This is a genomic window from Bradyrhizobium lablabi (assembly GCF_018131005.1).
Taxonomy (GTDB): Bacteria; Pseudomonadota; Alphaproteobacteria; order Rhizobiales; family Xanthobacteraceae; genus Bradyrhizobium; species Bradyrhizobium lablabi_D.
In genome coordinates, this window is sequence record NZ_JAFCJK010000005.1 from 118627 (window position 1) to 140513 (window position 21887).

General features: G+C 60.1%; 22 protein-coding genes. 10 read left to right on the forward strand and 12 right to left on the reverse strand.

Features of this window, described 5'->3' with window-relative positions; genetic code table 11:
* Positions 1–6: 6 nt before the first annotated feature.
* Genes JQ553_RS16550 through JQ553_RS34485 form a run of 3 tightly spaced genes read right to left on the reverse strand, consistent with a single transcriptional unit; the run spans position 7 to position 1995 of the window.
* Entirely contained in the window at positions 7–882 is an 876-nt protein-coding gene (locus tag JQ553_RS16550) for a polysaccharide deacetylase family protein (RefSeq protein ID WP_212501045.1), read from the reverse strand.
* A gap of 25 nt (positions 883–907) precedes the next feature.
* A complete protein-coding gene (locus JQ553_RS34480) occupies positions 908–1372 on the reverse strand; it encodes a hypothetical protein (RefSeq protein WP_249144348.1) in 465 nt (154 codons plus the stop codon).
* The gene (locus tag JQ553_RS34485) at positions 1372–1995 is read right to left on the reverse strand and encodes an LLM class flavin-dependent oxidoreductase (RefSeq protein WP_249144349.1); all 624 of its coding nucleotides are present in this window, start codon (positions 1993–1995) and stop codon (positions 1372–1374) included. The genes JQ553_RS34480 and JQ553_RS34485 overlap by 1 nt, the downstream gene beginning before the upstream one ends.
* A 174-nt stretch (positions 1996–2169) precedes the next feature.
* On the opposite strand from JQ553_RS34485, the gene JQ553_RS16560 reads away from it, so the two are divergent.
* The 8 genes from JQ553_RS16560 to JQ553_RS16595 all read left to right on the forward strand — a co-directional run bounded on the left by JQ553_RS16560 (position 2170) and on the right by JQ553_RS16595 (position 10695).
* Positions 2170–3051, forward strand: coding sequence for a xanthine dehydrogenase family protein subunit M (locus JQ553_RS16560; RefSeq protein WP_212501046.1), 882 nt, complete (start codon positions 2170–2172; stop codon positions 3049–3051).
* Positions 3048–3533: a (2Fe-2S)-binding protein gene (locus JQ553_RS16565; RefSeq protein WP_212501047.1), complete on the forward strand. Its 486-nt coding sequence runs from the start codon at positions 3048–3050 to the stop codon at positions 3531–3533. Before JQ553_RS16560 ends, JQ553_RS16565 begins: the two co-directional genes overlap by 4 nt.
* Positions 3530–5923 (forward strand): xanthine dehydrogenase family protein molybdopterin-binding subunit, encoded by a 2394-nt coding sequence (locus tag JQ553_RS16570; protein ID WP_212501048.1) that lies wholly within the window; start codon positions 3530–3532, stop codon positions 5921–5923. The genes JQ553_RS16565 and JQ553_RS16570 overlap by 4 nt, the downstream gene beginning before the upstream one ends.
* A 102-nt stretch (positions 5924–6025) precedes the next feature.
* Complete coding sequence (locus JQ553_RS16575; RefSeq protein ID WP_212501049.1) at positions 6026–7270, forward strand: amino acid ABC transporter substrate-binding protein; 1245 nt, start codon at positions 6026–6028, stop codon at positions 7268–7270.
* 132 nt (positions 7271–7402) lie between these two features.
* Entirely contained in the window at positions 7403–8275 is an 873-nt protein-coding gene (locus tag JQ553_RS16580) for a branched-chain amino acid ABC transporter permease (protein WP_249144384.1), read from the forward strand.
* Positions 8272–9231 (forward strand): branched-chain amino acid ABC transporter permease, encoded by a 960-nt coding sequence (locus tag JQ553_RS16585; RefSeq protein ID WP_212501051.1) that lies wholly within the window; start codon positions 8272–8274, stop codon positions 9229–9231. Before JQ553_RS16580 ends, JQ553_RS16585 begins: the two co-directional genes overlap by 4 nt.
* Complete coding sequence (locus tag JQ553_RS16590) at positions 9228–9968, forward strand: ABC transporter ATP-binding protein (protein ID WP_212501052.1); 741 nt, start codon at positions 9228–9230, stop codon at positions 9966–9968. The genes JQ553_RS16585 and JQ553_RS16590 overlap by 4 nt, the downstream gene beginning before the upstream one ends.
* Complete coding sequence (locus JQ553_RS16595) at positions 9958–10695, forward strand: ABC transporter ATP-binding protein (RefSeq protein ID WP_212501053.1); 738 nt, start codon at positions 9958–9960, stop codon at positions 10693–10695. The genes JQ553_RS16590 and JQ553_RS16595 overlap by 11 nt, the downstream gene beginning before the upstream one ends.
* Positions 10696–10741: 46 nt before the next feature.
* Here JQ553_RS16595 and JQ553_RS16600 read toward each other — a convergent pair whose 3' ends face one another.
* Complete coding sequence (locus tag JQ553_RS16600) at positions 10742–11893, reverse strand: zinc-binding dehydrogenase (RefSeq protein ID WP_212501054.1); 1152 nt, start codon at positions 11891–11893, stop codon at positions 10742–10744.
* Between the two features lie 354 nt (positions 11894–12247).
* Entirely contained in the window at positions 12248–12550 is a 303-nt protein-coding gene (locus JQ553_RS16605) for a hypothetical protein (RefSeq protein WP_212501055.1), read from the reverse strand.
* Between the two features lie 194 nt (positions 12551–12744).
* Between JQ553_RS16605 and JQ553_RS16610 the strand changes: the two genes are divergently transcribed.
* Both JQ553_RS16610 and JQ553_RS16615 read left to right on the forward strand, forming a co-directional pair.
* On the forward strand, positions 12745–13713 hold the full coding sequence (locus JQ553_RS16610) for a tripartite tricarboxylate transporter substrate binding protein (RefSeq protein ID WP_212501056.1): 969 nt from the start codon (positions 12745–12747) through the stop codon (positions 13711–13713).
* A gap of 250 nt (positions 13714–13963) precedes the next feature.
* Positions 13964–14704, forward strand: coding sequence for a Crp/Fnr family transcriptional regulator (locus JQ553_RS16615; protein ID WP_212501057.1), 741 nt, complete (start codon positions 13964–13966; stop codon positions 14702–14704).
* A gap of 474 nt (positions 14705–15178) precedes the next feature.
* On the opposite strand, the gene JQ553_RS16620 is transcribed toward JQ553_RS16615, so the two are convergent.
* The 7 genes from JQ553_RS16620 to JQ553_RS16650 all read right to left on the reverse strand — a co-directional run bounded on the left by JQ553_RS16620 (position 15179) and on the right by JQ553_RS16650 (position 21823).
* A complete protein-coding gene (locus JQ553_RS16620) occupies positions 15179–16273 on the reverse strand; it encodes an amidohydrolase family protein (RefSeq protein WP_212501058.1) in 1095 nt (364 codons plus the stop codon).
* Between the two features lie 99 nt (positions 16274–16372).
* The gene (locus JQ553_RS16625) at positions 16373–17368 is read right to left on the reverse strand and encodes a tripartite tricarboxylate transporter substrate binding protein (RefSeq protein ID WP_212501059.1); all 996 of its coding nucleotides are present in this window, start codon (positions 17366–17368) and stop codon (positions 16373–16375) included.
* A gap of 23 nt (positions 17369–17391) precedes the next feature.
* The gene (locus JQ553_RS16630; protein ID WP_212501060.1) at positions 17392–18078 is read right to left on the reverse strand and encodes a cyclase family protein; all 687 of its coding nucleotides are present in this window, start codon (positions 18076–18078) and stop codon (positions 17392–17394) included.
* A gap of 87 nt (positions 18079–18165) precedes the next feature.
* The gene (locus JQ553_RS16635; RefSeq protein ID WP_212501061.1) at positions 18166–19461 is read right to left on the reverse strand and encodes a TRAP transporter large permease; all 1296 of its coding nucleotides are present in this window, start codon (positions 19459–19461) and stop codon (positions 18166–18168) included.
* A 15-nt stretch (positions 19462–19476) separates the two neighbouring features.
* The gene (locus JQ553_RS16640; RefSeq protein WP_212501062.1) at positions 19477–19989 is read right to left on the reverse strand and encodes a TRAP transporter small permease; all 513 of its coding nucleotides are present in this window, start codon (positions 19987–19989) and stop codon (positions 19477–19479) included.
* Between the two features lie 15 nt (positions 19990–20004).
* Complete coding sequence (locus JQ553_RS16645; protein WP_249144350.1) at positions 20005–21030, reverse strand: TRAP transporter substrate-binding protein; 1026 nt, start codon at positions 21028–21030, stop codon at positions 20005–20007.
* Positions 21031–21082: 52 nt separating this feature from the next.
* Positions 21083–21823 carry a GntR family transcriptional regulator gene (locus JQ553_RS16650; protein ID WP_212501063.1) on the reverse strand — a complete coding sequence of 247 codons (741 nt, stop codon included), beginning with the start codon at positions 21821–21823 and terminating at the stop codon, positions 21083–21085.
* Between the last annotated feature and the right edge of the window lie 64 nt (positions 21824–21887).

The following is a 21887-nucleotide window of genomic DNA, read 5'->3' on the forward strand; positions in this document are numbered from 1 at the left end:
ACCAAGCTACGTTTTGGACATCTCGGCGCGATACCAATCTCCAATCTCGCTGGCGGTCATCAGCGCCACAGCGTCATGGCCGGTAACGTAGTCAAGCAGCGCCTCGAGATACTTGATTCGGTGCGGCACCCCTGTGATGTAAGGATGGATCGAGATCGCCATGATCCGCGCGTTCGTTGCGCCTTCGAGATAGAGCCGGTCGAACTGATCTGTGCAGCGCTTGAGGAACTGCTCAGATGGAAGGTGCTGCAGGGCGTGAATGACAATGTCGTTGGTTTCGACGGAATAGGGGATCGTGGTTAGGGGTCCATGCGGGGTGGCGATATCTTGGGGAAGGTCGTCGATCACCCAGTCCGCCACATATTCAATTCCGTTGAGACGCAGCAGATCGAGCGTATCCTCGGTCTCCGTCAGGCCCGGGCTTTCCCAGGATCGCGGTCGCTTGCCGGCAAATTTGGCGATCGTCTCGACCGAGCGCGTGATCGCATCGGCCTGGTCCCCGGCCTTGTGCATCGGCGCCTGGATGAATCCATGCCCCATGAATTCGAAGCCCGCTTCAAGTGCCGCGGATGCTACGCGTGGATAGGTGTTGCACACGTTGGCGTTCAGCGCCAACGTCACCGGTATTTTCCGATCGGTGAGTGCCTTGAACTGCCGCCAGAAGCCGGCACGCATACCATATTCATGCCACGACCAGTTTGGCACGTCGGGCAACAGCGGCTGGCCCATGGGCGGGCTGAGTACGGTGCGGGGCATGGCGTTCTCGATCCGCCATTCCTCGACGTTGAGGATCACCCACACCGCGAGCTTCTTGCCGCCAGGTAAAACGAGCTTGGGGCGATCGACCTGAGCCTGATAGGGGATGCGATCAGTGAAGGCCACGGCAGAGCTCCTTGATTGTGTCCGTTCAGTTGGCAACGCCGGCGTTGACCTGCGGTAACACCTTCTCGGCCATAAGAATCATCGACTGACGACCAAGCTCGCGGTCTTTCCAGTCCTTGCCCGCATAAAGCAGGGTTCCGAACGTGCCGACCTCCTCCTGGAACGCCAGCAACTGGTCGGCGACGCTTTCCGGCGTGCCGTAGATGATGAGCTTGTCGCAGATGGATTCCAGCGTTACCTCGGTGTCAGGCTGCTCCCGTCGTGTCTTGAACAACTCAAGCCGACCGCTGCGCTTCAGTTTCGTGAACAACTGGTGATAGTAGTAGACGTAGGGTCCGTTGCGGTCGGTGGCATAGGCCTTTGCGGTCGCCGCGTCTTTCGCGACGAACACGCTCTTCGCAACACGCCAGTTTGCTGGATCAATGGCGCGGCTCACGCGCCCGCAGCCCTCGACATATTTGGGCCAATGGCTCTTTACCCAGGCCGGCATCAAGAGTTTGCGGAGATCGGATCCCAACCTCGTGCTGCGGCCTCGGTTACACCCCTTGAGAACGGCGCAACTGCAGTCACGACGATCGGCGGATGCGGCATCTGCAGGGGACGGGCAATAAATCCCTGGCCGATGCTTTCAATCATGGTCTTATCAACTGAGATATTCCAGTACTTGCCCTGTAGCTCATATGGCGGCTTGCCGGACCAAATCGCGAGCACCTGATTGATGGCCTCGAGGAACATGGCGTTGCGGTCTGCGTCGAGATTACCAAAGACCTCCGCATCAGACAGCAGACCTCCCGGGCTGATGCCGAGGATGAAGCGGCCGTCGAGCATGTGATCGAGCATTGCAACAGATGCGGCAACGGTTGCCGGATGTGTGTTCGGCATGTTGATGGTGCCGGTGCCGAGCTTGATCTGCCTGGTGGCGGACGCGATCCACGCGATGAAGGCGATGCTCGAGGTTATGTTCTCGGCTCTGTCGGTGACATGCTCGCCGACATAAGCCTCGCTGAAGCCGAGTTCATCGGCAAGCAGGAAGGCTTCGCGATCCTCCTGAAGCGATTGCCGCCAATCCTTTTCGACGGGATGGATCGGCATTGTGAAGAAACCGAGCCTCATGGTTTTCTGCTCCCCGCGTGCAGACTTCTTGTTTAGCGAAGACCGTGCGTCCTTCGCCGCGCGATGACAAGCCCTGAGCCATCAAATAATCACTCGATAAACAAGCTTGACGTTTGCAAGTGGCCGCCGTCTAATCCGGAAACGCCAAAGTCGGGCTGGGAGGCCTTGCCCAACATGAAAGCTGCGGCTTTCGCTTATGCCCGCGCGTCCAGCGTCGTGAACGCGCTGGAACTGCTCGCCCAACACGGCGACAAGGCCAAGGTTCTGTCAGGCGGTCAGAGCCTGATGCCTGCGATGAACCTTCGGCTCGTTTCCCCGGATATCCTGGTCGATATCGGCGATCTCGTCGAGTTACGCGGCATCGAAACGAGAGGCAGTGAGCTCGTGATCGGTGCGCTGACTCGCCATGTCGATCTGCAAAGATCTCCGCTGATAGCCCTGCATGCGCCCTTGTTACGGGATGCCATCGCTCATGTTGCCCATCCCGCAATTCGCAACCGCGGGACAATTGGCGGAAGCTTGGCGCACGCCGACCCGGCATCGGAATTGCCAGCCTGCATGGTCCTGCTTCGCGCGACCATTGTCGTTCGCGGTCCAACTGGCGAACGCAGGATCGCTGCGGCAGAATTTTTCAAGGGCATCTACGAGACCGCGTTATCGCCCCAGGAATTGCTGATCGCGGTCGAGCTTCCGGTCGCTGAGAAGGAATTGGTGTATTTCTTTCAGGAATTTGCACGACGACACGGTGATTACGCCATCGTCGGCCTTGCCGCGAGCGCGGTTGTCAGGAACGGTACGTTTTTCGATCTACGGCTTGGTTTCTTTGCGGTTGGCGATCGCCCGTTGCTCGCTACAGCCGCCGGCAAGTTGATCAACGTGGCCGTAACGTTCACTTCCCTGGCTGCAGCCTCTGCTGCGCTCGCTCAGGAGCTCAATCCTTTGGAGGACCAGCAGGCGTCTCCCGCCATGCGCCGGCACCTCGCACAGGTCCTGCTGAGGCGCTGCGTAGCGACCCTGCTTTCGCGTCCCGAACTGGACACGGGGGTCAGAGCGTGATTGCCCCGATATCGGTTTCGTTTCAGGTCAACGGTGAACGTATCGATGCGCTTGTTCCGCCACGGCTCAATCTGGCTGACTTTCTCCGTGAGCATTTGCAACTTACTGGAACCCATGTCGGCTGTGAGCATGGCGTTTGCGGCGCCTGCACGATTCGTGTCAACGGCGAGATCGTGCGCTCCTGTTTGATGCTGGCCGTACAAGCGCAAGCCGCTTCGATTGAGACGATTGAAGGGCTATCCGATCGCGGTGAAGTTGCTGACCTTCAGACCGCTTTTCGTGAACGCAACGCACTGCAGTGCGGCTACTGCACTCCGGGAATGCTGATGACGGCGCAGGACTTGCTAAGGCAGTCACCTGCGCCGGATCGCGAGGCCATCCGCGAGCATCTCTCCGGAAACTACTGTCGCTGTACCGGCTATCAGGCCATCGTCGACGCCGTGCAAGCGACAGCCAGGGCACGAGCAGGGCGTTCGTCATGACCTCGACCCGCGGGCGCGCAGACACGCTCTCGGTGCTCGATCGCCCGAACTCCTATATCGGCAAGACCGTGCCGCGGCCCAACCTTGACCGGCTGCTGCAGGGGCGGGGACTTTACGTGAGTGATCTGGATTTGCCCAGGATGGCTCACGTGGTCTTCCTGCGCTCGCCGCATGCTCATGCAAGGATCGTCGAGATCGATGCCGGCGCGGCGAAGTGTATGCCGGGCGTGATTGGTGTGGTGACCGGCCGCGAGCTTGCGGCCGTCATCACACCTTGGGTTGGTGTGCTTTCGCATCTAAAGGGGCTGAAGTCGGCGCCACAGCATGCCATCGCGATCGAGCGTGTTTGCTGGCAGGGCGAGGCGGTTGCGGCGGTAGTTGCGACCAGCCGCGCGGCCGCCGAAGACGCGATGGAGCAGGTCGCGGTCGACTACGAGGAACTCGAGGTGGTTACCGATATGCGTTCAGCCGTTGATCCGTCGACGCCCGTTATTCACGCGGCGCTTGGCGACAACCTTGCCTTTGAGCGCAATCACATTGCGGGCGATGTTGATCGGGCGTTTTCGGAGGCCGACGCCGTGATCGAGGCTGAGTTCGTTTTCGGTCGTCATACCGGCGTGACGCTGGAGCCGCGGGCCGTGGTCGCCGACTGGAATGCGGCGGAAGCCCGACTCACGATCTATCAGGGCACACAAGCACCCCACATGGTGCAAAACATCGCCGCACTGCATTTGGGCCTGAAAGAATCTCAGGTCCGCGTGATTTGCAAGGATGTCGGCGGCTCTTTCGGCATCAAGGTTCATATCTACGCCGATGAAATGGCGACCTACGCACTCTCGAAGCTTCTGCGTCGGCCGATCAAGTTCGTTGCCGATCGTATTGAAAGCTTCAACACCGATATTCACGCGCGTGACCATCGGTGCAAGGGACGCATCGGCGTCAAGCACGATGGCAAAATCACAGCTTTCGAGATCGATGATCTCACGGGAATCGGTCCATATTCGATGTACCCGCGCACCAGCGCTATTGAGGCTAATCAGGTTGTCAATCTTGTCGGCGGCCCCTACGTCACCCAGAACTATCGGGCACGCGCTCGAGTCGTCTTTCAGAACAAGAATGTCACCTGCCAGTACCGCGCGGTCGGACATCCGATCGCTTGCTCGGTGACGGAGGGGTTGGTCGATCTGGCCGCCGCGAGGATCGGAATGGATCCGGTTGAAATCCGCCGTCGCAATCTCATCGCCGACGACGGCTATCCGTGCGTCTCTCCCTCAGGTCTGAGATTCGAGCAATTGTCGCATCACGCCTCGTTGGCAAAGCTGCTCGGGATGATGAACTACAACGCGCTGCGTGCGGAGCAGGCGACCCTGCGGGGCAGGAATGTCCATCGCGGTATCGGCATTGCCAGCTTTATCGAGGTGACCAATCCGAGCGCCGCTTTCTATGGCGTTGGCGGCGCCAAGATATCGTCTCAGGATGGCGTCGCGGTTCGGCTGGATGCGCAAGGTACGGTCATCTGCCAGACCAGCATCACCGAACAGGGGCAGGGGTCCGAGTCGCTGACTGCACAGATCGTGGGCAGTGTGCTCGGAGTTTCGATGGAGCGTGTCCGCGTCATCTTGGGTGATACCGACAATACGCCCTACGGTGGCGGCACATGGGCCTCGCGCGGTGCGGGGATCGGTGGTGAGGCGGCGCTGCAAGCTGCCAAGGTCTTGCGTGGGAACATTCTCGATGTTGCGGCCGCTATCCTGCAGTCCACGCCGGCAGAGTTGGACATCACCAGCAACAACGTCGTTAATGCCAGTGATGGTGCACTGCGTATCGAACTGGGCGAGTTGGCGCGGATCGTCTACTTCCGCCCGGACACATTGCCGCCAGGAGTTCGGCCTGAATTAATGGCGACCCGGCATTTTGTTCCTCGCGAATACCCCTTCGCCTTCACCAATGGCGCCCAGGCCTCCTGGCTGGAGGTCGACGTTGACACCGGGTTCGTCAAGCTCCTGAAGCATTGGGTGGTTGAGGATTGCGGCACGATCATCAATCCGCAACTTGTGGACGAGCAGATCCGGGGCGGGGTGGTGCAAGGACTCGGGGCGGCGCTGTTCGAGAAGTGTATCTATGATGAGCGGGGCCAGCTCACCAACGCTAACATGGCCGACTATCTGGTCCCGATGCCGGGCGAGATGCCGGACATTGACGTTGGCCACGTCGTGTCGCCCACGATGGAGTCTGAGCTGGGGGCCAAGGGAGCGGGCGAAGCCGGCACGGCAGGCGCCGCTGCCGCTGTTGCTAATGCGGTCAATGATGCCCTGCGACCGTTCAGCACGACAATTACGGAGATTCCACTGACGCCTCAGGTTGTTCTGACGGCACTGGGACGGATTTGATTGAGGAGGCACCCCTACTAACGGACGTGACGCTTTTTCGTTGTGACGTTCGCCCTGTTCATTCAATATGTCAGAAAAAAATGAGACTTATGGGGAGGATTGATGAAACGCAGGACACTTCTCGGCGGAACGATTGCCGCAGCCTTGCTTGGGCTGAGCCCAGGTGCTGACGCACAACAGCCGCCGATCAGAATCGGCATGAGCATGCCTCTGACCGGCGGTCTTGCCGGCGGTGGCAAGGCTTCGTTGCTCGGCATCGAGATCTGGAGGGACAACGTCAACGCCAAGGGCGGCCTGCTCGGCCGCAAGGTCGAACTCGTGGTCTACGACGACAAGTCGAGCGCTTCGGAGACCCCGGCGATCTATTCGAAGCTGATCGACATCGACAAGGTGGATCTCCTGTTCGCGCCTTACGCAACCGTGCCGACCGCGCCGATCATGCCAATGGTCAAGCAGCGCGGCCTCCTGCTGATCGGCAACTTCTCGTTCCAGGTGAACAGCAAGGTTGGCCACGACATGTGGTTCAACAACGCGCCCTGGGGACCGGCAGACAGTTGGGCTGCTTCATTCCTCGATATTGCCCAGAAAGCCGGCGGCAAGTCGATAGCGCTGCTGGCGGCAGACCAAGAGTTTGCGCAGAATCTGGCGAAGACGGCGCGGGAGCTAGCAACAAAGCGCAATATGCCGATCGTCTTCGATCAGGCATATCCGCCCAACACGGTGGAATTCTCCAGTATCGTTCGCGCAATCAAGGCCACTAAGCCTGACATCGTTTATGTCGCGTCCTATCCGCCGGATTCGGCGGGGATTTTGCGCGCCGTGAACGAAATCGGGATCGGCGACAGCGTCAAAGTTTTCGGCGGCGGCATGGTCGGCTTGCAGTTTGGCGCCGTGATGGAAAATCTGGGGTCGTTGCTTAACGGCGTCGTCAACTACAACTCGTGGCTCCCGGAAAAGAGCATGTATTTCGACGGGACAAAGGAATTCTTCGAGACCTACGCAAAACGGGCGGTGGAAGCGAAGGTCGATCCGCTGGGCTATTATCTCGCGCCGTTCGGTTATGCCAGTGGCCAACTCGTCGAGCAGGCCGTCAACGCTGTAGGCTCGCTCGACCAGAAGGCGATCGCAAAATATCTGCGTGAGAATACGCATAAGACGATCGTTGGGCCGATTGCCTTCTCGGCGGATGGCGAGCGTAAAGAAACCGCCGTGCTGCAGGCCCAGTTCCGGGGCGTGGTGGACAAGAACATGGAACAGTTCCGCAATGCGGGCAAGCAGGTGATCCTGTTCCCGGAGAATTTGAGGTCTGGCGAACTCATTGCTCCATTTGAGGCCGCTCGCAAGTAACGGCGTTTTCGAGATCATCGCATGGCTGCCCGGGATTGAGCCGAACAGTCCCGGGCGGGGATTTGGATGACCCGGTGGGGCTGGCCGGGGACGCAGGCTTCGCGCCGGTCAAGGGGACTTCAATTGTTTTCAATGGACCTGCTGCTCGATGCAATCGTAATTGGTGTACTGCTCGGCTGCTTCTATGGAGCGGTCAGCCTCGGATTGTCAGTCTCGTTCGGCTTGCTTGACGTCCCACACGTGGCGCATCCCGCCTTTCTGGTGATGGCGTCCTACGCCGTGTTCTTCCTCAACGAGCAATACGGCGTCGATCCCCTCGTGGCGGGGGTGCTGATCACACCGATACTGTTTGTGTTCGGCCTCGCGGCCTACCGCCTGTATTACGAAACTTTTGAAAAGCGGGGTAGCGACGCCGGCGTGCGCGGAATCGCGTTCTTCTTTGGCGTCGCTTTTATCATCGAGGTGTTGATCATTCTGCAGTTCGGCGTCGACCAGCGTTCGGTCACCGCGGCGTATATCGGCAAGGCCTGGCGGCTCGGCGATATCCGGATTCCCTTCCGCCTGCTGGTCGCGTTCGTGGTAGCCGGGGCGCTCACCATCCTGCTGACGCTGTATCTGTCGCGAACCTTCATGGGACGCGCGATCCGCGCGGTCGCACAGGACCAGGAGGCTCTGCGATTGATGGGCGCCAACCCGATCCGCGTCAAGCAATGGGCGTTCGGCATTGCGACCGCCGTGCTCGGGGTCTCGGGTGCTTTGCTTATCATCGTCGCCCCCGTCGACCCGACGCTCGACCGCGCTTATATCGGGCGTACATTCTGCGTCGTGGTGATGGCAGGACTTGGCAGCATCAGCGGTACGCTCGTCGCTGCCATCATCCTCGGCGTCGCCGAGTCGATCGTCCTCACCATGTTCGGCGCCTCCTGGGCGCCGGCCATTTCTTTCGCGATGCTGCTCGGCGTCCTCGCCGTCCGGCCCCAAGGCCTGTTCGGCAGGCGATCATGAAGCGCAGCGGCATCTCATTCTGGATCGGGATAACGTTATTTCTCGCCGCCGCGCTGCTGATGACCCAAGTGATCGGCAATCAGTATCCCTTTTTTGCCGGCTACGTGATCCTGCAGTTCATCGTGCTGGCCGTCGCATGGAGCATCCTTGGGGGCTACGCCGGTTACGTAAATTTCGGCACCAGTGCGTTCTTCGGTATGGGCGTCTACACGGCCGTGTTCCTGGTCAAGGCGGTTGGCGCGCCGCTCGTTGTGCAGATCGCGGCGGCTGCCGCGGTCGGCGCCCTGATGGGCTTCGCCCTGGGGCTCCTGACATTGCGGATGCAGGGCATCTTCTTTTCGATCGCGACGATTGCGTTAACGATCATCATAGAGACGTCGATCACCAACTGGCGATATGTCGGCGGCGCGGCAGGCATTCAGATACAGCGGCCGGCGGCGTCGGCTCCATTCGACAACTATGTGCAAATGCTGTTCTTCGTTCAGGCGCTGCTGGTGGTCCTGGCGGTTGCGATCTCGCGCTACATTCAGAATTCATGGATCGGCCGCGGCTTGCAGGCGCTCAAAGACGACGAACTCGCCGCCGAATGCACAGGCGTACCGACCCTGCGGCTAAAGCTGTTGGCGTGCGTCATCTCCGGGGCACTGATGTGCGCGGCCGGTGCGCCAGCCGCGATGTACGTGCAATACGCTGACCCGGCGTCCGCGTTCAATCTCAATTACTCCGTCTCGGCGCTGGCAATGTCGCTGATCGGGGGGACTGCACATTGGATGGGCCCGGTCATCGGTGCGATCCTGTTGAGCGCGACGCAGCAGTTGCTGACCGTTACCATTTCATCGGAAGTCAACGTGCTGTTGCTCGGCGTGATGCTGGTGCTGTTTGTCGTTGGAGCGCCAGAGGGTATCATTGGCTTGATCCGCAAGATTATCCGTAGTCGCAACCGGGGTAAGGAATGACGGCCTCCGAAACACGGGTGCCCTTGCTGCAGATCGTTTCGCTCACCAAGCGGTTCGGCGGTTTCACCGCGCTCGACAATGTCAGCGTCGACATTTCGCCGGGAGAGCGCTTCGGCCTAATCGGCCCGAACGGCTCGGGAAAGACCACGCTGATCAATTGCATTTCCGGCGCGTTCCGCACCGAGGTCGGCTCCGTCATCTTCCGCGAAGAAGACATCTCGCCGCTGCAGCCACATATGCGCACGCGCCGCGGTATCGCGCGCAGCTTCCAGATCCCTCGGCCGTTCAGAAGCATGACGGTTGCTGAAAATCTCATGGTCGCGCTCGATTTTGCTGCGGACGAGCATGTCTCGATGACGCAACGTCGTGATACCACGATGTCGATACTGACCCGGATGGGTCTCGCGTCCAAGGCTGACACGTTGCCCACGAAGCTGAGCCAAGTGGAATTGCGCAAGATGGAGCTTGCCCGGGCGATGGCGACACATCCAAAGCTGCTGATTTCCGATGAAGCCATGGCAGGCCTCTCCAGCTCGGAAGTCGACGAGGTGCTCGATCTTCTGATGAGCCTTGCAGATCACGACATCACCATCATCATGATTGAGCACATCATGCAGGCGGTCATGCGTTTCTCGGATCGCGTGATGTGTCTTGACGCCGGCAGGATCATCGCGATTGGCACGCCGTCTGAAGTCATGGCCAACCAGCGCGTGCAGGAGGCCTACCTTGGCACTTAGCCTCGCCACCAATGACCTTGATGCGGGTTACGGCGCCGTGAAGGCGTTGCGTGGCGTTTCGCTCCGTGTCGAGTCTGGCGAGACCGTCGCATTGCTGGGCACTAACGGCAACGGCAAGAGCACCTTGATGAAGTGCATCGCCGGCCTCGTCCGGCCGCAGCGAGGAAGCATATCGCTCACGATCGACGGATCGGCTCATGATCTGTCCCGGCTGTCGGCTGAAGATATCGTCGATCTTGGTGTGGCGCTGGTTCCTGAGGGACGACGGCTGTTTCCGAGGTTGACCGTCCTGGAGAACCTGATGCTCGGCGCCTTTCGCAAGGCCGCCCGTGGCAATATCGAGCGCAATCTGGCGCTTGCCTTCGAAGCATTTCCGACCCTCAAGGAACGAAAGAGCCAGCTCGCCGGCACCATGTCGGGCGGGCAACAACAGATGCTGGCGATCGCGCGTGCGTTGATGTCGTCGCCACGCTTGCTGTTGGTCGATGAGCCTTCGGTAGGTCTGTCGCCGCTCTTGGTCTCGCAGACGATCACCAAGATCGGCGAACTCAATCAGAATCTCGGCCTGACCGTGCTGATGGCGGAGCAAAACTTCAATCAGGCAATCCGGATCGCCAATCGTGGATACATCATCGTACATGGCGAGATCGTCGTGGCAGCCGATTCGGTCGACGAATTGAAGGGCAATGACATCGTCAGGCGGCTCTATCTCGGTGGGAGCGCGTGATGGCCACCACGGAGTATCCGGTGCACCTTACCAGGTGAGCGGTTTGCTACCACGTCGCGCCGGCGACCGGGGCGGCCTGCCTGTTGGCAACGACCACCTTGATGGCGTCGTCGATTCGTTCGCGAGCATAACGCAATGCCGTCGGCAGTTCGGCGAGCGGAAACGTATGGGTGTGGATTTTGGTCGCATCAAAGCGCTTTTCCGCCATTAACGCCATCGCGCGGCGGGTGGCGCTGCGGCCTTCGCCTCGAATGCCGTAGAGGTAGATATTGTTCATGGCGAGCTGCGCGATATCCAGCGTGACGCGTTCATGCGGGAATGCGGCGAGACATATCTTTCCTCCGCGATTGGTCATGCGGATGGCCTGGTCGATCGTGGCCTCGGTGCCCGCACATTCGACGACGTAGTCCGCACCGATTCCGCCGGTGAGTTTTTTCACGATCGCGACGGCGTCCTCCTCGTTGATGTTAATGGTACGGTCGGCGCCCAACTCCTTGCCGATGGCAAGGCGTCTGTTGCGCGTCCCGGTCAGGATGACAGGGCTCGCGCCGAGCGCTTTTGCGACCGCCACCGCTAGCAGCCCGATTGGCCCCGGGCCGATCACGACGACGCTCTCTCCGGCGACCAATCCTCCCAGTTCCGTCAGGCCGTACATGGACGTGCCGGCTGTCACCACGAGCGTCGCCTCGGCGTCGCTCATGCCGTCGGGTACGCGCGCGAGCGTGTTAACGTGATTGACGGCGTATTCGGCGAACCCACCGTCAGTCGTAAAGCCGTTGGCGCGATGCCCCTTCTCCGGCCTCCCATAGTTGAGACATGACGTGTACATGCCCTGGCGGCAGCGCTTGCACTGACCGCAGCCCGCATGAATTTCAACGTTGACCCGCTCGCCGATCTTGAATTCGTCGACGTCGGGCCCGAGAGCCGCAACCGTGCCCATATATTCATGGCCCGGTGTGAAGTCCTTGTTGAAGGGCAGACCGCCCGCAATGCTTGCCGGCGAGCCCGAATGGATGATCTCGAGGTCGGTCGCGCAGATCGCCACTGCATCGATGCGCACCAGGACCTCGGCGCGTGCGGGAACCGGCGTAGGCTTTTCGTGAAGGAGAAGCTGGTCGGGGTCGCCAAGGACCCAGGCTTTCATGCGGTGGGGGATAGCAAGATCAGGCGACATGGTGACGCCGGCGGGACGGTACATGGGCGCTTCCTCTTATAACCGGCAGCCTAGCCTAAACTGATCGGCTCTCGCGAGCCATCCGTCCCCTAGGCGGCATCCAGTTGTGCGCATCTGCTGCACGGCAATGCAAGCGTCGCATAACCTTCATGCGCAGTCGATAGGTTCGCCGGTTGATGTCGGAAATGGACTGGGGATTCCGCGGCGTGAAGAGGGAATGAGCCGCGCGTTGCCGCTTGGTGACGTTGGTACACTTCACGGGATTGGAGAGCCGCCGAATTGACAGCATTCGCGCACCAGGTCCCGATCGGCGAATTCGAAGGGCTGCATCCGTTCTTCGGGCCCGACGGCAAGTTGCTTCGAGCTTGTCCGTCGCGATCAGTTCGCAGCGGTGAGCCTGGGGTTCGGCACCGTAGCATGTCGAACGTTCGACCGGCCGCCGCGCGACATCATCTGGTGCATTGCGTGCAGGCTGTTAACAGCCTGGTCCAGAGCCGTGTCGGCACTTCGGATCGCGGCAATGAACCGCGCTGTCAGTTCGGAATCGAGCTTCGCCCGGGTCATTCCATCGCGGCTTTTCTTCCGGTCGAGCGATCGCTGGATGGTTGCGGCCCGTGCGGTCTTGGGATCGCACCCCAGCATGTCGCCGATCTCGGCGTAGGTCATCCAAATCTGCGGCATTTGCACTCTCCCCATTATGGGTGGGAGACTGGCGAAACTTGATAAACAGTGCGTTGTCCGCGCCTGGATCCGCGGGCGGCTCATATGCAAAGCATCGTTCTTGGTTAAACGAGGGCATAAAGGCGATTGCAATTTCCCGCGCGGAGATAATGGTTGGCTAACCGTGTGGCGGAGCCAAATGGAGGATCGTCGCGATGCGCCTGCTGAAGCTGCTCATTTCTCTCCTTTCGCTATTCGTCGGGCACGAAGCCGCTGCACAAGGGACGTATCCAGATCGGCCGATCAAGATGATCGTTCCGCTGGCGGCGGCGAGTGCCGTGGACGTTGCCGCAAGGATCGTTACACAAAAGATGGCCGAGAGTATGGGGCAGCAATTCGTCATCCTGAACCAGCCAGGGGCATCCGGACTGATCGGAGCCGATCAAGTCGCGCGCAGCGCGCCGGACGGCTACACGATTGGCGGCTTCAACGACAGCATCATGACCATGGTGCCCAATCTTCAGCCGACCATGCGCTGGGATGCCCTTAGGGATTTTGAGCCGATCTCTCTGGTCGCCACCGTCGAGTGGGGGCTGGTCGCCAGCAACAAGTCGAGTTTCAAATCGGCGGCCGACCTGATCGCAGCGGCAAAAGCTGCTCCCGGTGGAATCGACTATGCCTCTGGTGGGCCGGGCAGCCCACAGCATCTGGCGATGGCAATGTTTGCATCCGCAGCCGGCATATCGTTGACACATGTGCCTTATAAGGGTGCAACACAGGCTGCTACCGACATTGCGGCCGGGCAGGTTCCGGTGGGCTTCCAGGGGTTGGGCACCGTCGCATCACTGGCACGCGGCGGTCAACTCAGACTGATCGGCGTCACCACCGAGAAGCGACTGTCGCAATTCCCCGACGTGCCGACTGTTTCGGAATCTGGCTTGCCGGGGTTCCTTTTCAACTCATGGTTCGCAATCGTCGCGCCAGCGGGGACTTCAAAAGACGTTGTGGCCCGGCTCAACGCGGAGGTGTTGAAGGCAATCAGCGACCCCGAGGTTCGCCGTAAGCTCGAATATTTGGGGTTTACCGTGCGCGGAAGTGCTGCGGACGAGTTGCGCGCCCTGACGCGCGATCAGTTTGCCAGGTATGCCCGCGTAATCAAGGAAATGGGAATTTCGGGCGAATAGCGGCCGCCATGCGGCGGTCTGGATGCCGCGGAAGGCATTGGATGCAATCGAAAGTTTTGTAACAGGGGATAATTTATCAAAAATTGTAGCTTTTGCTGATTCTGTTCCGAAAGAGGACAGCCTTCGCCCTTTTGTTGCTGTAGGCATTCAGCGGGACTATAATGGGAGAGGCTTCATTGATCGGTAGCTTTGCCGGCGTCTGCTGTGGTGCCGCGCCGATATGGCGTGATACAATTTTGTCTGGATGACGATGACCGCTGCGCCCATAGAAAGACCTGCCGTGGCGCCGCCGTTTTCGAGCAGTAAGCTGGCTGTGCTGCGCAAGCATCCGTATTTCGCTGATCTCGAGCCCGACGCATTTGATCAGCTTTGCCGTTACGCCAAGCACGTCACGCTCAAGCGGGGGACAACGCTCTTTTCCAAGGGCGATCCCGGAACCTACCTGATTGCGGTGATCTCCGGCACCGTGAAAATCAGCATTTCCTCGCCAGACGGCCGCAACGCGATTCTCAACTTGATCGAGGCTGGTGAGATATTCGGCGAGATTGCCCTGCTTGACGGACAACCGCGGTCGGCCGATGCCACCGCCAACACGAACTGCGAACTGTTCATCATTGATCGGCGGGAGTTTATCCCCTTCGTACGCAGCCAGCCGTCGCTCGCGATGAAGTTCATCGAACTGCTCTGTACGAGATTGCGCTGGACCAGCGACCAGGTTGAACAAATCATCCTGCAGAACTTGCCGGGGCGCCTCGCCAGTGCGCTGCTGCGGCTGAGTGATAAGCATAAGCTTGGACCTCAAGGCCGTACCATCTCGATCACCCAGCAGGAGATCAGCGAGATGGTCGGCATGACGCGGGAAAGCATCAACAAGCAGCTCCGGGCATGGGCAGCTCGCGGTTGGGTTCGGCTTGAACATGGCGCCATCGTTGTGCTGAAGGCAGAGGTTCTCCAAGAGCTGGTCGACGCCGGATCGAACGACGCCGAATAGCGCCAATAGGCACGGGGCCAGCCTGTAACTCACAAATGGGTGAACTCGATAAGCTCGTGAAATCATTCACGTGAGGTCGTGTGCGCAGCGGTAAAATGGCGCTTCAGGAAGCATATCCGTACTGTGGATGAGCCCATGCGGCTCTCTCGACAAGCGAGCGCAAGACGAACGATCGACGACCAGAGCTTGAGCATCAAGTTCGTCGCTCCGCCTGTGCGCGTCCGCGGTCTTGGAATGCTGGTCGGCAATCCGACGGCCATCAGGTGGATCTGGGAGGCAGTGCCGGCCGAATTCGTGGGATCCCGATTCGGCCGGCACCACCTCGCGCATGACATCACGCCGCCGGCACGCCTCGCCCAGCCGCGCACCAAAATCAGTAGGGTGAGGGCTTACTGACAGCGGCGGCGGAACTGGCGTCACTGCTCGCGCGTGGACGCCAGTCGCACTTCGTTGGACGAGCCGGTAGTCGGCTGCCTAAGCCGCAACGCCAAGGAGCCTCGCCGCGGTTTGACCAAGGATGTTCGCCTTGTCGTCATCACTGAGCGACGCGCAGGCGAAGATGTGGTCCACCGGCGCCATTTGCCATGGGTAGGGATAGTCGCTTCCCAGCACGAGCTGGCTCGCGCCAACCTGGGCGACGAGATGTCGGATAGCCTCCGGTGTAAACACCAGCGAGTCGAAATAGATCTGCTTCAGATATTCCGACGGTGCTTTCTCTAGCCGGATGTTGGGGTTGCACCCCTTTGGTCCAACCAGGCAGGCATGATCCGAGCGGTCGGCGTAGGAGGCCAGATAGCCACCGCCATGCGCCGCGATGACCTTTAGTCGCGGGAAGCGATCGAAGGTGCCCTCGAAGATCAGGTGCGAGAGTGCAATTGTGGTCTCGAGCGGATTGCCGATCGTGTTGCCAAGCCAGCCGTTGCCGGACAGTCGCTTGTTGAGTTCGGGAACGCCTTGCGGATGGATGAACAAGGGGACGCCGAGCTCCTCGGCCTTGGCCCATACCGGATGGAATTTCGAATCAGAGAACTCGATGCCGTTGACGATGCCGCCGATGGCCGCGCCTTTCAGCCCCTGCTTCTTGACCGCAGTCTCAAGCTCCTGAACGGCGAGATCGGGGGCCTGCAACGTCAGCGAGGCGAAGGCCGCGAAGCGGTCGGGCTTTGAGGCGCAGAGTTCGGCGAGCTTCTCATTCTGGATCTTGACGATCTGCTCGGCAAGATCGCGATCGCGGTCATACCAAAATGGGTTGATGGACAGCACTTCCATGTCAACAGCCTGGGAGTCCATTGCGGCGAGGCGTTTGTCGATCTCGATAAAGGCCTCGGGCGCGCCGTTGACCGGCGGCAACTGCAATTTGGCGGCATCGGCACCAAGCACGGCTCCAGCCTCTCGGAAATGGCAGTGAGAGTGAATGTCGATGGTCTTGATACGCTTGCCGCCAACCCTGACCGGCAACGTCTGGCGCGATTGTTGTGCATGCGCCTTGTGCGCAAGGCCGCAGCTACAGAATACGACGCCGGTGGCTGCGGCCGCTCCCGCCTTCAGGAAATTCCTTCGTGTGGTCATGACGATTGCCTCCCTGATTTTTGTTGTGAGGGCAGCGTAGGGGTGTGGGGAGCCTCCCGCAAGAGCACACGCTCCGCGTGTCGCGCAACCATGATCTGATCAGACCGGCTTGATGCCGGCCTTGGTGATGACGTCCCGCCATTTCGGCACTTCGTCCTCGATGCGTTTGCGCATGCCGTCCGGGCCGTTCGCGAGCACTTCGAACCCATTGTTGCGCAACTGTTCGGCGATCTTCGGCGTCCTCAGGATCTCGATTGATTTCGCCGACAGGATCTCGACAACGGAGGGCGGAGTTCTTGCGGGCGCAAGGAACCCCTGAAACGTATCGGAGACGAAGTCCGTGTAGCCGAGCTCGATCATGGTCGGCACGTCGGGCAGATCGAACCAGCGGTGAGCTCCCGTGACAGCCAGAGCCTTCAATGCGCCTTGCTCGACATGCGGATGGGCGGGCGGCAGCGCCGCAAAAGCCACTTGGGTCGTTCCACTCAGGATCGCCTGGATAGCCGGTCCGGCACCGGAGAACGGGACATGCGTGATCTCGACGTGGTTCACGATCTTGAACAACTCGCCCGACAAATGCGGTGTCGTTCCGAGACCAGGACTGGCATAGTTCAACTCGTTCGGATTGGCCTTCGCGCGTGCGACCAGGTCAGCGACAGAGCTAATTCCAAGCCCTGGATTGACAAGGATCACGTTGGGAGACGTGCCGAGCTCTGCGATCGCCGTGAAATCTGTGTAGGGATCGTACGGTATCTTGGCGTAGAGGCCGGGATTGACCACATAGGCGCTCGACGTGATCAATAGCGTATAACCGTCCGGCTCAGCGTGGGCGGCAACGCCGATCCCGATATTTCCTCCGCCTCCAGGGCGGTTCTCGACCACGATCGTGCCGCCCAACGCTTCTCCGAGATGGGTACCGAGAATGCGGGCCATGATGTCGGTCGGTCCGCCCGGCGCGAAAGGAACGATGATCTTAATGGGACGTTCAGGATAGCCGGCGGCGCCGGCCTTCTTCGCCAGACTCAACATCGCCAACGCGGCGCCTCCGCTCAGTATCGCGCGGCGTGAGGGGAGGGCTGCTCTGGTGTCCGTCATCAAGTTCCTCCGATCGCTGCGAGTCACAAATCGAACACGGCGACGGCGCGAATTGGCGATGCCGTTCCGTCACGCCATTTCATCGGAAGGCCGATGAAAGTGAACCGGCCCTGGTCAAGCAATGCCTCCAGATTGCACAAGCTCTCGATATGGGTGATGTCGAGGTCGAGGCAGGCCTTGTGAACCAGCAGGTTCACGTCGCTGTCGGGACCCGGCCGCATCGAATCGATGCCGAAATGCACGATGCCCTGTCGCGCCAGCCATTCGGTGGCCGCGACATTCACTCCGGAATTGTCGGTCGAATATTCCTTGCGCGGAAAAGTGCGGGCATGATGGCCCGTACAGAGCAAGACGGTGCCGCCCTTTGGCACTGACACGCCGGCAGCCTTCAGGGCCGTTTCGAGATCGGAGGGTGTGATCTCGGCGCGCTGCGGAATGTGGCGCAGGTCGAGACAGATGCCGGGTACAATGCACTTTTCCAGCGGATATTCGTTGATCGGGATGCCACTCGGGCCGAAATGCCGGGGAGCATCGATGTGCGTACCGCCGTGGTCTGGCATCGAGATAAACATTGATGCCAACCCGTACACATTTCGCGATTCGACGAAGGCCTCTTCGTGACTCTTCCACGTTCCATGCATGATCGGTGGATGGCCGGGATAGCTCGGGGTACGGTGATAGAGTTCTCGGCTGAGGTCGACGATCCTCACTGTGGGTGCCCTTTCTTGACGGAGCCGGCGCGGATGCGCTTCTGTCGGCAATGCTGACGCGTTTACCGGCGTTCCGCAAGATGGATGTCAGTGCAGGATTTGAAGCTGGCGCGGCAGCCACAGCGAAATTTCCGGCAAGTAGGTGACGCACATCAAGACAAAGAACATCACCGCATAGAACGGCCAGATCTTGCGCATCACTTGCTCGATCGTGACCTTCCCCACGGCGCAGCCGACAAACAGAATCGCGCCGACCGGCGGATGGCACAGGCCGATGCCGAGATTTAGCAGCATGATCATTCCAAAATGAACCGGATCGACGCCGAAATTCTTCATCACCGGCAGCAGAATCGGTGTCGCGATCAGGATCGAGGGGGCCATGTCGACGAGAGTGCCGAGCACAAGCAGGAGTATATTGATCAGGAAAAGGATGACGTATTTGTTATCCGAGATCGACAGGAAGAACGCCGTCATCTTCGCCGGCATCTGGGTCAGCGCCATGATGTAGCCGACGCTGGAGGCGCAGGCGATCAGCGTCATCACCATCGCAACCGTCCGCAGCGTGCGATGCAAGAGCACGGGGAGGTCGCGCCACCGATAGTCGCGGTAGATGAACATCGTCACGAGGAACGCCCAGATGCAGGCGACGGCGCCGGCCTCGATTGCGGTGAAGATGCCGCCCAGAATGCCGCCGAGGATGATAACCAGCGTGATCAGTCCCCAGGCCGCATCGATCGTAATCCGTATTGCATCCTTGGCAGGCACCATTTGGCCATGTGGGTGTCTCTCGCGGTAGGCGACGGCGAGGCACAGGATGATTAGCGCGAAACCAAGCAAGAGGCCGGGGAATACCCCCGCCATGAACAGCGCGCTGATCGAGATGGTCCCGCCGGTGGCGAGCGAATACAGCACCGCGTTGTGGCTCGGCGGCACCAGCAGCGCCTGAACTGACGAGGTGATCGTCAGGTTGGTAGCAAATACGCGCGGATAGCCGTTCTTTTCCATCTGCGGGATCATCACTGAGCCGATCGCGGACGTATCGGCGACCGCCGAGCCGGAAATGCCGCTCAGGAAGGTCGTCGCCAGCACGTTGACGATCGAAAGTCCGCCGCGCAGGCGGGTGAAGCCGACCAACACATCCGCGAACGCGACGAGCCGTCGTGCCATGCCACCCTCCGCCATGATCGCGCCGGCCAGGACGAAGAACGGGATCGTCAGCATCGCCACCTTGCTTACGCCGTCTGAGATCTTCAGCATCACGGCTTCGAGGGGAATGCCGATCGACAGGGCGCCTGCGATGGCCGCCATGGCGAGGGAGTAGGCGATCGGCATGCCGATCAGGAAACAGATCAGCATCGTCGCGAGCAGAATGAAGATGTCCATGATGGGTGCTCGCGATCAGTCGACGGCCATGTCCCGGTGCTGCCCGATCGGATCGGGTGGCGGGCCAAGGAAGACCCGCTCGATGATGAACAGCAGCAGGCACGCGCCGCCGATCGGAATCGGCAGATAGGTGACACCAACGGAGAGGAACGGGAAATCGGCGATCGTATTGTGCCAGGTCACGTCGACAAGGCGCCAGCCCCAGATAATCATGAAGAGCGCGATCAGTCCCATCAGGAGCTGGACCACCAGATCGGCGAGAAGCCGGAGCGGATCCGGCAGCCTGTTGGCGAAATAGGCGATGTTCATGTGCAGGTTAAGCCGATAGCCGGCTGCTGCGCCGATGAAGGTGACAACGATGGTGAGCAGAACTGCGAGGGGTTCGGGCCATGATGCGGCGCTGTTCAGCACGTAGCGTGTGAACACTGCCCAAGGAATCACAGCTGAGATCAGTACCAGCGCAACGCAGCCGGTGCCGACGCACGCCAGATACAAAACGTCCATCGCTCGGCGGAATGATGCGGCCATTTCCTGTTTCCTCGGTCAGGCGGACTGAATGCGCCTGATCATGTCCTGGTATTTCGGGCCATATTTGTCCCATACCGGCTTGACGGCGTTCTGGAACGGTGACTTGTCGGCAATCTCGACGATCTCGCAGCCGGCCGCCTTGGCCTTCTCCATCGCCTGCTGCTCGTACTTGTTCCAGAGCTCGCGCTCCTCCATCTGTGCCTCGCGCGCAAACTTCTTGATCAGTGTCTGATCGTCGGGGGAGAGGGCGCTCCAGGCTCTCTTTGAGAAGACCAGCACTTCGGGAACGATGAGGTGTTCAGTGAGCGAGAAATGCTTCGCAGCCGTATAATGATTGCTGAACACATAGCTGGGCGGATTATTTTCGGCGCCGTCGATCACGCCGGTCTGCAAGGCGCTGAACACCTGGTCGTAACCCATCGCGACGCCATTGCCGCCGAGCGCGTTCATCATGTCGATGAAAATCGGGTTGCCGATCACGCGGAACTTCAGGCCCTTGATGTCCTGGATCGATTTGATCGTCCGCTTGGTGTTGTAGAGGCTGCGTGCGCCCGAATTCATCCAGCACAACGCAACCAGGCCAGCGTTGCCATGGGCGGTGATCTTGTCGAGCAATTCCTGGCCGATCGGCCCATCCATGATCTTTTCCGCATGCGGCATGTTCTTGAACAGAAATGGCATGTTGACGACGTTGATGTCATCGACGATCGGGCCAACAGCTCCTGCGCTGACGCGCAACATCTGGATGGCGCCAATCTGGGTCTGCTCGATCGTCTCTTTCTCGCCGCCAAGTTGCATCGAAGGGAACATCTGTATCGACAAGCGGCCGTTGGTCGCGGCCTCAAGCTTCTTGCCGAGGTTCTCGGTTGCCACCACGGTCGGGTAGCCGGGAGGCTGCACGTCGGATGCTTTGAATACGACTTTAGATTGGGCGCCGGCCGGCGACATTGACGCCATGGCTGCTGCACCGAGGCCGGCACCCATTTTGATGAAGTCGCGCCGGCCGAAACCCCCAACGCGCGATTGAAGTGCTTTGTTCATGTCGTTTCCTTCCCTGCATTAGCGTCCGTTGTTCGGCCGCGGTTATTGTGAGCTATTTGGGTTGATCGAAGAACTCTGGATTGTTGTGCCGCGTGGCCGAGATGTCGGCCTGGAGGCGGTCAAGGTGTCGGGCCATCGCAATCCCGGCTGCGGCCGCGTCGCGGGCTTCGATCGCGGCCATAATGACCTCGTGCTCAGCGATCACCTCGGCCATCCGCCCTCGTTGTGGCAGGGTGAGGCGGCGGAAGCGATCGACATGCACCTTTACCTGAAGGATCAGTTTCCAGATGCCCGGATGCCCGGCAATATCGGCGATAGTGCCGTGAAAGGCTTCATCGGCCCGATGGAATGCGTCGCGATCTCCCGCGGCGTCGGCTTCACGCTGGCGCTCGAGTATCGACTGTAGGTTGAGGATCTGACTAGCGGTGGCGCGCTCGGTCGCCATGCGCGTCGTGGTTTCTTCCAGGGAGCGTCGGACGATGATGGCCTCGGGAAGCGCGGTCAGTGGGATCCGCGAGACGAAGATGCCGGATTGCGGGAAAATCTCGACCAGGCCTTCGTCTGATAATTTCAGGATTGCCTCGCGCACCGGCGTGCGGCTGACACCGTAGGAAAGCGCGATTTCGGCTTCCGAGATCGCGTCACCTGGTTGGCGTTGCAGCGAAACGAGCTCGGCGCGCAGGTCTGCATAGATGCGCGCAGCCGCAGTCGCGGTGCGAGGCCGGCCGGTCCGCCGGTATCCGCCGGAGGCGCGGCTCTTGATTGGAAGCGCTTTCGGTGCTCGCGCAGGCATTCGTGCTCCAAGCTGATATATTAGTATATGAGTCGGGCATCGAACGCAAACCCTGTTCGCGGTG

Excerpts from the sequence above, each read along its gene's own strand:
- JQ553_RS34480 (WP_249144348.1), bottom strand. The coding sequence starts at position 1,372 with ATGCCGGCCTGGGTAAAGAGCCATTGGCCCAAATATGTCGAGGGCTGC.
- JQ553_RS34485 (WP_249144349.1), bottom strand. The coding sequence starts at position 1,995 with ATGAGGCTCGGTTTCTTCACAATGCCGATCCATCCCGTCGAAAAGGAT.
- JQ553_RS16560 (WP_212501046.1), top strand. The coding sequence starts at position 2,170 with ATGAAAGCTGCGGCTTTCGCTTATGCCCGCGCGTCCAGCGTCGTGAAC.
- JQ553_RS16570 (WP_212501048.1), top strand. The coding sequence starts at position 3,530 with ATGACCTCGACCCGCGGGCGCGCAGACACGCTCTCGGTGCTCGATCGC.
- JQ553_RS16575 (WP_212501049.1), top strand. The coding sequence starts at position 6,026 with ATGAAACGCAGGACACTTCTCGGCGGAACGATTGCCGCAGCCTTGCTT.
- JQ553_RS16580 (WP_249144384.1), top strand. The coding sequence starts at position 7,403 with ATGGACCTGCTGCTCGATGCAATCGTAATTGGTGTACTGCTCGGCTGC.
- JQ553_RS16585 (WP_212501051.1), top strand. The coding sequence starts at position 8,272 with ATGAAGCGCAGCGGCATCTCATTCTGGATCGGGATAACGTTATTTCTC.
- JQ553_RS16590 (WP_212501052.1), top strand. The coding sequence starts at position 9,228 with ATGACGGCCTCCGAAACACGGGTGCCCTTGCTGCAGATCGTTTCGCTC.
- JQ553_RS16600 (WP_212501054.1), bottom strand. The coding sequence starts at position 11,893 with ATGTACCGTCCCGCCGGCGTCACCATGTCGCCTGATCTTGCTATCCCC.
- JQ553_RS16605 (WP_212501055.1), bottom strand. The coding sequence starts at position 12,550 with ATGCCGCAGATTTGGATGACCTACGCCGAGATCGGCGACATGCTGGGG.
- JQ553_RS16610 (WP_212501056.1), top strand. The coding sequence starts at position 12,745 with ATGCGCCTGCTGAAGCTGCTCATTTCTCTCCTTTCGCTATTCGTCGGG.
- JQ553_RS16615 (WP_212501057.1), top strand. The coding sequence starts at position 13,964 with ATGACCGCTGCGCCCATAGAAAGACCTGCCGTGGCGCCGCCGTTTTCG.
- JQ553_RS16620 (WP_212501058.1), bottom strand. The coding sequence starts at position 16,273 with ATGACCACACGAAGGAATTTCCTGAAGGCGGGAGCGGCCGCAGCCACC.
- JQ553_RS16625 (WP_212501059.1), bottom strand. The coding sequence starts at position 17,368 with ATGACGGACACCAGAGCAGCCCTCCCCTCACGCCGCGCGATACTGAGC.
- JQ553_RS16635 (WP_212501061.1), bottom strand. The coding sequence starts at position 19,461 with ATGGACATCTTCATTCTGCTCGCGACGATGCTGATCTGTTTCCTGATC.
- JQ553_RS16640 (WP_212501062.1), bottom strand. The coding sequence starts at position 19,989 with ATGGCCGCATCATTCCGCCGAGCGATGGACGTTTTGTATCTGGCGTGC.
- JQ553_RS16645 (WP_249144350.1), bottom strand. The coding sequence starts at position 21,030 with ATGAACAAAGCACTTCAATCGCGCGTTGGGGGTTTCGGCCGGCGCGAC.
- JQ553_RS16650 (WP_212501063.1), bottom strand. The coding sequence starts at position 21,823 with ATGCCTGCGCGAGCACCGAAAGCGCTTCCAATCAAGAGCCGCGCCTCC.